At 63.6% G+C, this 11,853-nt stretch carries 13 protein-coding genes and 1 pseudogene; 5 read left to right on the top strand and 9 right to left on the bottom strand.

All coding sequences use genetic code 11. The annotated features are described in order from the left end of the window. The 4 genes from WS62_RS34245 to WS62_RS19530 all read left to right on the top strand — a co-directional run. Nucleotides 1–247 (top strand): transposase (locus tag WS62_RS34245; protein ID WP_197422830.1); only part of this gene is annotated, 247 nt, incomplete at its 5' end. Between the two features lie 19 nt (nt 248–266). Beyond that, nucleotides 267–869, top strand: a complete 603-nt coding sequence (locus tag WS62_RS19540) for a lytic polysaccharide monooxygenase auxiliary activity family 9 protein (protein WP_066574142.1) — start codon at nt 267–269, stop codon at nt 867–869. Between the two features lie 187 nt (nt 870–1,056). Next, the gene (locus tag WS62_RS19535) at nt 1,057–2,721 is read left to right on the top strand and encodes a BBE domain-containing protein (RefSeq protein WP_066574140.1); all 1,665 of its coding nucleotides are present in this window, start codon (nt 1,057–1,059) and stop codon (nt 2,719–2,721) included. A gap of 175 nt (nt 2,722–2,896) precedes the next feature. After that, nucleotides 2,897–3,289 carry a hypothetical protein gene (locus WS62_RS19530; RefSeq protein WP_197422876.1) on the top strand — a complete coding sequence of 131 codons (393 nt, stop codon included), beginning with the start codon at nt 2,897–2,899 and terminating at the stop codon, nt 3,287–3,289. Nucleotides 3,290–3,526: 237 nt separating this feature from the next. Here WS62_RS19530 and WS62_RS19525 read toward each other — a convergent pair whose 3' ends face one another. The 8 genes from WS62_RS19525 to WS62_RS19490 are packed head-to-tail and all read right to left on the bottom strand — an operon-like array spanning nt 3,527 to nt 10,754. Beyond that, entirely contained in the window at nt 3,527–3,982 is a 456-nt protein-coding gene (locus WS62_RS19525; protein ID WP_066574137.1) for a hypothetical protein, read from the bottom strand. Further along, the gene (locus tag WS62_RS19520) at nt 3,961–4,920 is read right to left on the bottom strand and encodes a hypothetical protein (RefSeq protein WP_066574135.1); all 960 of its coding nucleotides are present in this window, start codon (nt 4,918–4,920) and stop codon (nt 3,961–3,963) included. Before WS62_RS19520 ends, WS62_RS19525 begins: the two co-directional genes overlap by 22 nt. 10 nt (nt 4,921–4,930) lie before the next feature. Next, the gene (locus WS62_RS19515) at nt 4,931–5,590 is read right to left on the bottom strand and encodes an acetyltransferase (protein WP_066574133.1); all 660 of its coding nucleotides are present in this window, start codon (nt 5,588–5,590) and stop codon (nt 4,931–4,933) included. After that, nucleotides 5,590–6,222 (bottom strand): class I SAM-dependent methyltransferase, encoded by a 633-nt coding sequence (locus tag WS62_RS19510; RefSeq protein WP_066491066.1) that lies wholly within the window; start codon nt 6,220–6,222, stop codon nt 5,590–5,592. Before WS62_RS19510 ends, WS62_RS19515 begins: the two co-directional genes overlap by 1 nt. Further along, the gene (locus tag WS62_RS19505; RefSeq protein ID WP_066574131.1) at nt 6,219–6,929 is read right to left on the bottom strand and encodes a WbqC family protein; all 711 of its coding nucleotides are present in this window, start codon (nt 6,927–6,929) and stop codon (nt 6,219–6,221) included. Before WS62_RS19505 ends, WS62_RS19510 begins: the two co-directional genes overlap by 4 nt. Then, nucleotides 6,919–8,049 carry a DegT/DnrJ/EryC1/StrS family aminotransferase gene (locus tag WS62_RS19500; RefSeq protein WP_066491020.1) on the bottom strand — a complete coding sequence of 377 codons (1,131 nt, stop codon included), beginning with the start codon at nt 8,047–8,049 and terminating at the stop codon, nt 6,919–6,921. The genes WS62_RS19505 and WS62_RS19500 overlap by 11 nt, the downstream gene beginning before the upstream one ends. A 35-nt stretch (nt 8,050–8,084) precedes the next feature. Next, on the bottom strand, nt 8,085–10,427 hold the full coding sequence (locus WS62_RS19495) for a tetratricopeptide repeat protein (RefSeq protein WP_066574129.1): 2,343 nt from the start codon (nt 10,425–10,427) through the stop codon (nt 8,085–8,087). A 15-nt stretch (nt 10,428–10,442) separates the two neighbouring features. Next, nucleotides 10,443–10,754, bottom strand: a complete 312-nt coding sequence (locus tag WS62_RS19490) for a hypothetical protein (protein ID WP_066491015.1) — start codon at nt 10,752–10,754, stop codon at nt 10,443–10,445. Nucleotides 10,755–10,937: 183 nt separating this feature from the next. On the opposite strand from WS62_RS19490, the pseudogene WS62_RS38850 reads away from it, so the two are divergent. Beyond that, a pseudogene (locus WS62_RS38850) lies at nt 10,938–11,392 on the top strand (FAD-binding protein); the annotation flags it as partial. 66 nt (nt 11,393–11,458) lie between these two features. Here the strand turns inward: WS62_RS38850 and WS62_RS19475 are convergent. Further along, nucleotides 11,459–11,853, bottom strand: a 395-nt coding sequence (locus WS62_RS19475; protein WP_156440856.1) for a transposase, incomplete at its 5' end; no start/stop codon positions are given.

The raw sequence follows: 11,853 nt of genomic DNA, 5'->3' as shown, positions 1-11,853 counted from the left end.
AAAGGCTTGGGGGCAATGGATCGAGCAAGCCCGGCAAAGCGGGATTGCCGCGCTGCAACTGTTTGCCCAGCGCTTGCAGGGTTACTGGCACGGCATCCTGGCCCGCTGCCGCCATCCGCTCAATACCAGCGTCGTCGAAGGCATCAACAACACCATCAAGGTCATCAAGCGTCGCGCTTACGGGTACCGCGACGAGGAATATTTCTTCCTCAAAATCCGCGCCGCGTTCCCCGGAATTCCTCGATGAACCAAAAAATTCCACGGCAATTTCACCGAAGCATGGTCGCATCATCACGCCCAAGTCGCGCGCCGTGTTCCTCCATGAAGCAGGCAAGCTCGATTTGGGACAGGTCAACGAGATCGAGGGCGGCAAGTTCTTTCCCGAAACCCAAGGCGGGCTGAAAGATCCGGACGCGCCGGACGACGTCGCCAACGGCGTACCGCCGCGCGATGGCGAAATCGCAAGCGGTGGACACACCGCGGACGCCCGGGCGCAGCTCAACGAACCTGATTCCGTCGCGCATTGGCAGAAGCACGCGGTGCGGTCCGGCCAAACGCTGCAAATCACGTGGTCGTATTCGATGCCGCACAAGACGCGGCGCTGGACGTACTGGATCACCAAATCGGGATGGGATGCCGATGCGCAGCTCGCGCGCGCGCAGTTCGAATCCGAGCCGCTCAAGATCTATCTGAACACGTATCAGCCCTATTGGGGGCCGGACGCAAACCGGGAACTGATCCCCGACGGCGACACGGTTCACGAACTCAACCTGCCGGATCGCACCGGCTATCACGTGCTGCTCGCAGCCTGGGACGTCGCCGATACCCAAAACGCGTTCTATCAGGTGATCGACCTCAATTTCGCGTGAGCCGGTTCGCCGTCTCGGTGACCGGTTGCGGTTGACTGCGCGAACAGAATCGCGGCCAGCGGATCCGAGACCGTCCGTTGGCCGTCTCGTCCTTCGATCGTCGAGACGATCGTGCGCACGTTGCGCGAGCCGCACGGCCGTCGTTCGTCCGACATGGATGCACCCGATGCGATCGCCGGAGGTTCACATGGCCTATGTGTTTATCGACAGCGCCGATCCCCGCTATTCGACCCTTCAGAAGGGGTTCAACCTGCGTTGGCCGCCGACGGCCAACGCAGGCGCCGCGGCGATCTATGTATGCCGCACGGCCGACGACGTGATCGCGGCGTCACGCGATGCGCTCGCGAAGGGCTGCCGGATCACCGTGCGCAGCGGCGGGCACTGCTACGAAGGCTTCGTCGCGAACCGTTTGCCGAGCGACGATGGGCGAGCGCTCGCCATCGTCGATCTCGGTCTGATGTCGGGTTTCGATTTCGATCTGCGCGGGCAGTTGACGTCGCCATTCGATCGCGTTGGTTTGGCGCGCCACCAGTTTCGCCTGGCCGCGGGCAGCCAGAACTGGGACGGCTATGTCGGCCTGTACAAGACGTCGGGCAAGACGCTCCCCGGCGGCTCGTGTTATTCGGTTGGGGCGGGCGGTCATATCGTCGGCGGCGGATATGGCCTGCTGTCGCGCATGCACGGCCTGACGGTCGACTGGCTGGCCGGCGTCGATATCCTGGCGCCCGCACCGGGCGGCGCCGCGCTTGAGGCGAAGCATGTGCATCTCGGCAGCGCCGACGCGACGGACCGGGCGCTCTTCATCGCGTGCCGCGGCGGCGGCGGCGGCAACTTCGGCATCATCCTGAATTACTACTTCAAGGCGCTGCCCGATGCGCCGCGCGACGCTTACTGGCTGACGCTCGCGTATCCCTGGTCGCATTTCACGAAGGCGAGCTTCGGCCATTTCATCCAGACTTACTGGGATTGGTTCAGCCGCAACGATGCCGATTGGAACGCCGGCGATCCGGCGCGCGCGAACGGCGGATTGTTCACGCTCCTGAAACTGCAGCACCGCTCGACCGGGCCGATCGTGCTCGCGATCCAGTACACGGGAAAAGACGGGACGGTCGGCGGCGCGGCGGATGCGCCCTTCATCGATTTCGTCGACACGATGAATGCGGCGGCCGGCCAGATGCCGGTCATCTGGGATCGATTCGTCGCGCCGAATCTTCCGACGCTCGGACATCCGCTCGCCGGTCAGCGGCTGACGCACGCGACTCAAAACGCGTTGAAGATGGACTGGCTGTATCTGACGCAGATGATCAACCCATCGGGCGCGAATCGGCGCGGCAAGTACAAGTCGGCGTACCAGATCGGCAATTTCGACAACACCGAGATCGACGCGCTGTGGACCTATCTGAATACCCGAGACGATCCGCGTCTGAATCAAACGCTGGTGCAGATCGATTCGTACGGGGGCTGCGTGAACACGAACGACGAAAGCACGAACCCGACGTCGGTCTATCAGCGGCGTTCGCTATTGAAGTCCCAGTATCAGACCTACTGGACGAATCCCGGCGACGACGCATTCCACGTCGAATGGCTGCACGATCTGTTCACCGCCGTGCATGCGGATCAGGGCGGCAAGCCTTATGGCGATGCCAGCGGCCGCTACGAGGGCTGCTACATCAACTATCCGGACATCGACATGAAGTATCTCGAGAAGGACCCGGCGCGAATCGACCCGCGGTGGCTCGAGCTTTACTACGGCGACAAGGCGGCGTCGCTCGTCGCGACGAAGCAGGCGGTCGATCCGGGGGATTTGTTCAGGCATGAGATGTCGATTCCGCTGACGCCGCCGGTGGGCTGACAGCGCGATTGCCGAACCATGCGTGGTGATTGCATCTGAAGTGCTCGCTGTAGATCGGTTGCAAACGTTCCGTCGAACGACGTTCACGGACACAAGCGTGCCGCAGACGAATCCGTCCGCGGCGGCCTTTTCAAATGGATTGCGTTTCGTCCATTAATGGCAAGCCGGCGCGTCGATGCCGCATCAGGAGATCAAAATGCCGACAAAAATCGTGGACCTATCAGCGCGTTCGGAGATCATTCGTGACGAGCCATTCCATGTTCATTTTTGGGAATGCACGCCCGACGAATATCTCGAATATCTGTCTCATCCGCGCGCCTTCTTGTCGAAGATCGGGATCAACATTCCCGACGATTGCCGCATCGAAACGACCATCGAGAATCACGATTGGATCGGCCAGCACGCGCCGGGCCTGAAGAGCGCGAACGGCACGATCATCTGCAACGTGGGCGGCGGCAACGTTGCTCGCGCGGTCTATCGCGTGGTGAGTTACGGCCACGATCACGCAACGGTGGGCAAATTCAAGAAGCAGCTCTTGCATGCGGAGGACGAGCAGCAGAAGCAGTGACAACGGCAAACGATGAAACGTCGCATGGGAATTCATGCAGCGTTCACCCACCCCCGCCATTGACGGAGCAGAAGTCAAAACCTCGTTCTTATCCGCCGCTGGCCTTCGCCCCGCGCTTCATATACTGCCGTATCTCCGACGGCAGCGGATTCGCCGCGCGTCGTCCCCGACTTCCTCGCCGCTCAGCCTCGGCCCATCGAGCCGACGCGACGGCATTCTTGTGACCGCGAATGAACGTTACGACTTCCGACGACTGTATTGGCGTGCTCCCCCCTTGCGCACGTCCGGAATGGCGGTCCACGCGATCACGTCGCGCGACGACGTTCCCATGCTCGGCCAGTCTTGGTGACAGGGCAGCCCGTAGTTGTTGCCGATCGAATTGTTCGCCGTGCAGTGCGTGACAATAGAACCCGTCTGCACCGGCATCGCGATGCCGAGATGAGCGTCAAGCGCGCCGATCAGCTCGGGCGAACAGAAGAAGCGTTTCACATCCACGTCTTCGGCGAGCAACTTGATGATGTTGCGGTTGCGCGCCGGGTTCTCGCCGAACCGCGCGAGGCATCGCTCGTGAAACTTCGTCCGTACGGCGCCCATCAGCGCCTGCAGCGGCTCGGCCGCGACGACCAGATGGCCGAGCGCCTTGAAATCTCGTGCGCCACTCGCATTGCGTTCTACCTCGAACCGGCGCGGCACGCCGCTTCGGCATAGCCGAAACCCGTCGCACCAAAACCGTTGCCGTTATAGAAAAGGTATAGCCGATCGCCGATTTCCACGACTTCCGGATAAGCGACCATGAACGCGTCCCACCCGGTCGCGGAAACGTCGAGCCCCGCTTCTTTGTCCATTCTGTCCCAGACGATCCCATCGGCTGACTCCGCGTAGCCCATCCGGTAGCTCACCGACGAGTTCTCGCGATACGCGGTGTGGCTGCGCTTGCAGAACCACATCCGGTAGCGGCTGCCGTCGTGGTGCACCGACGCCCTGGCGAGGCCGCCTTCGTCGTCGTTCAGGTAGTCGATGGCGATCTGTCCCGCGCGCTCCCAGTGGATGCCGTCGCGCGATTCCGCGTATTTCAGGTGATAGCGCGGCTCGGGTTTGCCGGCGACGATGCGCCAGCCGGTGCAGGCGAGATACCAGTTGCGCCAAATCCCGTTCTCGATCCGCACGCACGTGGTGCCGCAGAAATGCGGCTCCTCGGCCGTGCGATCCATCACCGGTCCTTCGAACAGGCGTCGGTACATTTCGCCGCCGTCCTCGCTGATCGCGAGCCCGACCGCGTTGTGGTACGGAATCGTGTTACGCACGTTCCAGCCGATGTAGTACAGGTAATGCACGCCGTCGCGCTCGACGACCGACGACGGCATCATCCCGCAGTCGTCGAATGCGCCCAGCGAGCCGGGCGGCAACACCGGATCGGCTTTCACGTCGAGGACCTGGGACGGGTTGTCCGCATGGACGTCGAGCCGCGCGATTCCGCTGCGGTTGTTGGCGTCACGGCTACTGAAGAGCAGACGCAGCGCGTCGCCCTTCACGCCGGCGGCGGTGGGAATCTGCGCATGCGATGTCGCCCAGGGCAGCCGCGCGTCTACCGTGTAGACGAGCCCGCGTTTTTCCCAGCGAATACCCGGCATCTCGGCTGTCCTAGAACTTGATTTCAGTGCTCGGCATCGCCAGCTTGGCCGCCGGATTGCCGCGATAGACCGACCACGGTTCGGTGTTCTTCGTGATCGCCGATGCCATCGCGACGAACGTGCCTTCGCCGATCGTCACGCCATCGCGCAGCGTTGCGTTGACGCCGACGAAGCTGTACGCGCCGATGTCGCAATGGCCGGACATCACGACGTGCGAGGTCATCGTCACGTGATCGCCGATGCGCCCGTGGTGCCCAATGTGGTTGCCGCTCCACAGCACGACGTTATTGCCGATCCGGGTGAATGGCTGCAGCGTGTTGTCCTCGAGGATGAAGCAGTTCTCGCCGATCTCGTTGTCGAACCGCACCGCCTTCGAGCTGACGTAGCTGATCAGCGTGTAGCCGCGCGCCTTGATCCCGTTGAAGATCCGCTCGCGATCGCGATTCATGTGCTTCGGCGACATCGGCGCGAAGAAGCTGAAGTCGCCGGGCGGATGCGTGTTTGCGACGTCCTCGAACGCGACGACGGGTACGCCCTTGAACGTCCCGCCGTCGGGGACGTATTGCCGGTCGACGCAGAACGCGACAACTTTGTGCGGCGAGTCGTGCTCCAGGTAGTAGTGCGCGAGTTCCGCGTAATCCTGCAAGCCGAACAGAACGACGTTTGCCATTAGTTGTGCTCCTTGTACACGTAAGTCGTGTACTCATACAGCCCATAGTCGTGCCGCACGACATAGTGCCGCGACAGTTCCTTCGTGAGGAAATGCGTCAGCTGCGTGACGGGCACGTGAAACAGATCGTCGCGCTCCCAGTCGACTTCCTTCGACATCACGTTGAACGCGATGCCCTTGCGCGCCTTTGCGAACACGATCTTCAGCACGCGCGCGAAGTAGTCGAACATGTCGTCGAACGACAGCTCGCGCTTCTCGGTGAACACGCCGTTCATCACGATGTAGTCGAATTTGCCGACGCGCTCCGGTTCCGCGAGCGCGTCGACGCACAGGTATTCGTTGTGCGGATACTTGCTCTGCGAAAGCGCGCAGAAGGCCCGCGACGCATCGAGGCCCGCATAGCGGAGTCCGTCGATGCCATTGTCGAGCATGTATTGATACAGATGCGATGCGCCGCAGCCGAAGTCGAGCAGCGTCGCGGGTGCCGCGTCGGACCGGACCAGATCGAGCATCACCCGGTAGCGCTTGGCCGCGTCGTCCGCATTGGGCCAGTCGACGCCGCGATGGGTGTCGCCGAAGCGCTCGAGGCAGCTCTCGTAGTGGCGGATGATGGAATGGTAGGTGTCGTTCATGACAGCGTCGCGCATCCAAGCAGGTGATCGACCGATGCGTCGTCGTTGCACATCAGGACGTCGATGATCGAAAGGGCGGGGACGAATGCGCCGCGCACCGGGGCATAGGGTGTCAGCTCCGGCGTGAGGAACGTGAGCTGCAGACCCGCGGCGGCGAAGTCGTCGACGTTGTAGAGTTCCTGGCCGCCCGCCGCATTGACGTATGTGCCGGCGCGTTCCTTGAGCGCGATGTCGATGATCCGCGCCTGCGCTTTCAGCTCCGCGTTGCCGTAGCGGCGCGACGTCGCGACGATTTCCGTCTTCAACCGAAGGTGGTCGCGCAACACCGTCAGCCCATGCAGCAGGAAATCGGCGAGATTGGCGGCATCATGTAGCATCACGCGCTCGATCATCGGGAATACCCGCGCGAATTGCGGCGCGCGCGCGTAGTTCTGGTGGATCGTGCGCAGCAGTTTCGCCCGCCACGCGGCATCGGGTGCGACGTCGATGTCGCAGATCCGGCGGTTCTGGCTCGCGCGCTGCAGCGGCACGGTGATCATGTGCGGCTCGCCGTTGACGTTGATCCGGTTGCGATTGATCCAGCCGCGATTGATGAACGCGACGTCGTCGTAGACGACGAACGCGTCCACGCTGGCCATCAGCTGGAAATAACCGACGTATGGAAAGAAGTACGGCTGCATGATCGCAAGCCGGCGGTCAGCTTGCATGTTGCTTCCGTCCGGCCTCGGCGAGGACGATGTCGATGATCCGATCCTGGTCGCTTGCCGAGAGCGCCGGATAGATCGGCAGGCAAAGCACCTGGCGCGCGATGTCCGTCGCGACCGGCAGGTTCGCTACCGATGCCGACGGCAGGCCGCGATACGTTGGAAACTCGCTGATCAGCGGGTAGAAGTATCGGCGTGCCGCGACGTTGCGCGCGCGCAGCGCGTCGTAGAGCGCGTCGCGCGTGACTGGAAAGTCGCGCGTGATGCGCACCGGAAAATACGAATGGTTGGGCGTGCCGTGCTCGGGCACCGGCGGCAGCATAAGCCCGGTGACGTACTTCAGCGCGTCGCGATAGCGTGCGTCGACGCGCTGGCGCGCGCTCGCGATCTGGTCGAAGTGACGAAGCTGAAGCAGTCCGAACGCCGCTTGCACTTCATTCATCTTGCCATTGATGCCGGGACCGATCACCGTCACTTCGTCGACGAAGCCGAAATTCTTCAGGTGATCGATGCGGCGCTTCGTCTTCGCGTCGCGGCTGATGATCGCGCCGCCTTCGAACGTGTTGAAGATCTTCGTGCCGTGGAAGCTGAGCACCGACATGTCGCCGGCTTCGAGCACCGACCGTCCGTTGATGCGCACGCCGAACGCGTGCGCCGCGTCGTACAGCACGCGCAGGCCGTAGATGTCGGCGATCCGCTCGATCGCGTCGACGTCGCAAGGATAGCCATAGACGTGCACGGGGAGGAGCGCCGTCGTCTGCGGCGTGATCGCCGCTTCGATCTTCGCGACGTCGATGTTCATGCTGTGAGGGTCGATGTCGACGAACACCGGACGGATGCCGTTCCAGTGCAGCGCGTGTGTCGTCGCGACGAAGCTGAACGGCGTCGTGATGACTTCGCCGGTGATCTTCATCGCCTGCAGCGCGGTGATCAGCGCGAGCGTCGCGTTCGAGAACAGCGAGATGTACTCGACGCCGAGGTAGTCACACAGCGAGCGTTCCAGTTCGGCGTGGAAGGCGCCGCCGTTCGTGACGATCTTGCTCTCCCAGATTTTCTCCAGGTACGGCAGGAATTCGTCGAGCGGCGGCATGTACGGCTGTGTGACGGGTATGAGCTTGTCCATGATGTGTTCTCGCGGTACGTTGCTTTTCGAATCGATCACACAGACGATGCGGTGGTGTCGGTCGCCGGCAGGTCGAGTTCGACCTCGAAGGCGGCCGGCGAGAGGCCTTCGCACCAGCGCTGCCACATCATCCGCAGTGCCGCCGACAGGCCCCGCGCGACGGTGTTCGGCTGGAACGGTGCCGAGGCGAGACAGCGTTCGCGCATGCCGAGCCTCAGCCGGCTCAGCACGTCGAGATCTTGCGCGGCGGCGATGCTCGCGCGCACGAAGGATTCCTTGTCGTGCGCGATGTATTCCGTCAGTCCGACGTGGTTCAGCCAGCTCGCCGAACCGCGATTCGGGATCGACTTGCCGGACAGCGTGACGGTTGGCACACCCATCCACAGCGCGTTGAGCGTCGTCGTCGAACCGGCGTACGGAAAGGCGTCCAGGCAGATGTCGACGTGATGATGCTGCTGCAGATACACGGGCATGGTCGCGCGCGGCTGGAACGTCAGGCGGTGCGGGTCGATGCCTTCGGCGACGAACCATTCGACCATCGTCTCGCGGTCGCTTTCCTGTTCGATCGCACCGATTACCATCCTCGCGCTCGGAGTCGCGCGCAAGACTTCCGCCCACAGCGCGATCACGTTTTGCCGCAGCTTGTTGAGACGGTTGAAGCTGCCGTATGTGACGTAGCCGTTGCGCAGCGCCGGCAAGCCGTTGATGGGCGGGCAGTCCGGCGGCGGCAGGTACGGCGCGAGCGCCGGCATCCGCACGATCTTCTCGGTGAACTGGTCGTCCATTTCGCCCGGCGGCGTGATGACGCTGTCGCTCAGGTAATAGTCGATTGCCTTGAGCCCCGTCGTGGCCGGGTAGCCGATCCACGACGCCTGGATCGGTGCGGGCTTGTGCGCGAGCGCGACGAGGCGGTTGCGGCCCGTGTGGCCGGACAGATCGATCAGGATGTCGATCTGGTCGCGGCGGACCTTCTCGATCAGGTCGACGTCGCTGACGTTCGTCACGTTGTCCCACGCCCGCACCTTCTCGCGAAGCTGCGCGGTGATGTGATCCTCGATCAGATGGTTGGAGTAGATGCGCAGCGACAGGCTCTGGTCGCCGGCCAGATAGTCGATGACGGGCTGCAAGTACGCGGCGACCGCGTGGGCCAACAGGTCGCCCGAGATGATGCCGATCTTGAGCTGGCGCGCCGGATCGCGCGAATTCGCATGCGGCTTCACCGACACACGCGCTTCGTGCCGCCGGCCGAACGCGCGATGCTCTTCGAGGAGCCGCGCGGGATCGATCGTGTCGTCGTGGATCAGCGCGAACAGCATGCTGCTGTGCGTGACGCTGTCGGTCGGATCGATCTCGATCGCGCGGCGCAGCCAGCGGATCGCCTCGTGCACATTGCCTTGTTCGAGCAGGATGACGCCGAGTGCGCCGTTGGCCGGTGCGGCGTTCGGCGCCAGCGCGACCGCGCGGCGGCAAACGGCTACCGCTTCCTGATAGCGGTGCTGCGCGTGCAGCACGAGGCTGAGCATCCGGTGGGCCTCGGCGTTGTCCGGCTTCATCTCGATGAGCCGGCGGGACTGCGTTTCGGCTTCGGGCAGGCGTCTCGTTATCCGCAGTGCGTCGACGAGCAATATGCGCGTCACCAAATCGTCGGGCAGGAGGTCGAGCGCGCGGAACGCCGATACGATCGTGTCGTCGAGCTGGCGCGCCCGGTACAGCGACACGGCCAGCGCGCGCCAACATGCGCCGTCGTAAGGGAAGGCCTCGACTAGCTCGCGCGCATACGCGATCGCTTTGTTGAGCTGTTCCTTGTTGAACAGCGCGGCATGCTTCGCCAGCCTCGGCCGGTCCGCCTTGCGCGCATCGGCGGGAACCGCGTTGGGGGCGACCGTGGCGTCCGGCGTGGCATCGCCCAGCGTGAGGTTGATCGCGCCTGCCGGACCGGCCGCCGTGGCGGTCGCCAGCGTGATCTGCGGCGTGGCCATCTGCGCGATCAGGCCGTCGAGCGCCAGGCCCCGGACGCCGCGCTGCTGCGCGAGCTCCACCGCGACCCACGCGGCCGGCGTGAGCCCGCTTACGTACAGCGCGTTGATGTAGCTGACCCAGTATTGGCCGCTGTTCGGATTCGCGCCGAGCGCGATCTCGAAGTGCGGCACCGCTTCCTGTGGACGCCCGGTCTGCACTTTCAGCACCGCGAGATTGTAGTTCGCGTCGGCATGATCGGCCTTCGCGCCGATGATCGTTTCGTACAGCGCCTGCGCGTCGTCGTGCTCGCCCTTGTGGTGGCGTTCGAGTGCGCTTTGCATGATCAGCGCGATATCCTGCTCGAACTGCTGTTCGGGCGTGAGTGTGTCGGTGGCGATCGGTTTGGACAGGGGCATCATGATGGTCGAGGCGAGTCAGTCCGAGCCATTATGGGTGGCGTCCCTGGACGCCGAAGCGGCGAGGTGATGCCAAAACGACGGCCAATTTGACCAATTGCGGCGGCCCCTGCGGGCGTGCTCGCGGGGCCGGATCGCCGCGTTGCTGGCCTCGATGCGCGGGACGACCGCGAGGACGTCCGGCGTCCTGTCCGCGCCGCGCGACATCACGAGCAGCGCGCGTTCATCGGCGACGCGTGCGGCTTTGTCTCGATCGACCATCGCGACCCCGTGCTCGTCGAGCGCACCGGTCAGCTCGCCGAGGCGGTCGATCGGCGCGTTCCGCTCCATTTTTTGGCCCCCCCCGTGCGGCGTTTAACCCTTGTTGGTCTCGAGCATGTCGGCGCTGCCGAACGGCTGCGTCAGGTACCCGATGCTCACGTTCATCATCGCCACCAGCGTGTTGAGCGCGGTGAACGGAGCCTCGCCAACTGCGCGATGTCGTCCGACACGTTCGATTGCTGCATCGTGACCTATCCGAACACGGCGAGCGATTCGCGTCTTACGCAAACGCACGTGCAGATCGATTCGTACGGCGGCTGCGTCAACGCGAACGACGCGCGCGCGAATTCGACGTCGGTCTACGAGCGGCGATCGCTGTTGAAGTCGCAGTATCAACCTGCAGGATGAACGCGGCCGACGACGCGTTCCACATCGGCTGGATGCGCGAACCGTTCGCCGCCGTGCGTGCGGCTCAAGGCGGCAAGCCGTATAGCGACGCGCGCGGCCGCTACGAAGCGCTGCTACGTCCATTGCCCGGATATCGACATGAAATATCTGGAAAACAATCGGGCGTGTGTGAATCCGCGATGGCTCGCGTGCCATGACGGCGACGGGACGGTGCGTCGATCGCGACGAAACGGGCCATCGATCCCGAGAGTTCGCTCAGGCACGAGATGTCGATTCCACTGACGTCGCCCGTTGGCTGATGCGCAGGCATGCGTCGAAGAACGCGAGGCGCGTATCGCGAGGGGGGAGTGCCCCTATGTTGTTCGTCAAGCGTTAGGGGCCGACTTGGGTTGGTAAATGGTGCCGTCGCGCAGCATGGCGAACAGGACGTCGCAGCGTCGCCGAGCCAGTGCGATGAGCGCTTGGTTGTGGCGCTTGCCTTGCTGGATCTTGCGCGAGTAATAGGCCCGTGAGACTGGGTCTCGTAAGGCCGCGAAGGCGGAGAGGAACAAGGCGCGCTTGAGCACCTTGTTGCCCCGTCTGGACGGGTGCTCGCCACGGATCGACGAGCCTGAGCGCCGGGTGACCGGCGCGAGGCCAGCGTAGGCCGCCAGATGAGCAGCCGAAGCGAAGGCTTTATGGGCGACTTCGGTCAGGAGTCTGGCGGCGGTCCTGACGCCGACTCCCGGCATGCTGGTCAGGACCGGCCAAAGAGGGTGAG

This window comes from Burkholderia sp. ABCPW 14, assembly GCF_001523835.1.
Taxonomy (GTDB): Bacteria; Pseudomonadota; Gammaproteobacteria; order Burkholderiales; family Burkholderiaceae; genus Burkholderia; species Burkholderia mayonis.
The sequence above is the reverse complement of the archived record's forward strand: the minus strand, read 5'-3'. Positions and strand labels throughout refer to the sequence as shown.

Coding starts and splice junctions, on each gene's coding strand:
- WS62_RS19535 (WP_066574140.1), top strand. CDS start 1,057: ATGGCCTATGTGTTTATCGACAGCGCCGATCCCCGCTATTCGACCCTT.
- WS62_RS19530 (WP_197422876.1), top strand. CDS start 2,897: ATGCCGCATCAGGAGATCAAAATGCCGACAAAAATCGTGGACCTATCA.
- WS62_RS19520 (WP_066574135.1), bottom strand. CDS start 4,920: ATGCCGGGTATTCGCTGGGAAAAACGCGGGCTCGTCTACACGGTAGAC.
- WS62_RS19515 (WP_066574133.1), bottom strand. CDS start 5,590: ATGGCAAACGTCGTTCTGTTCGGCTTGCAGGATTACGCGGAACTCGCG.
- WS62_RS19510 (WP_066491066.1), bottom strand. CDS start 6,222: ATGAACGACACCTACCATTCCATCATCCGCCACTACGAGAGCTGCCTC.
- WS62_RS19505 (WP_066574131.1), bottom strand. CDS start 6,929: ATGCAAGCTGACCGCCGGCTTGCGATCATGCAGCCGTACTTCTTTCCA.
- WS62_RS19500 (WP_066491020.1), bottom strand. CDS start 8,049: ATGGACAAGCTCATACCCGTCACACAGCCGTACATGCCGCCGCTCGAC.
- WS62_RS19495 (WP_066574129.1), bottom strand. CDS start 10,427: ATGATGCCCCTGTCCAAACCGATCGCCACCGACACACTCACGCCCGAA.
- WS62_RS19490 (WP_066491015.1), bottom strand. CDS start 10,754: ATGGAGCGGAACGCGCCGATCGACCGCCTCGGCGAGCTGACCGGTGCG.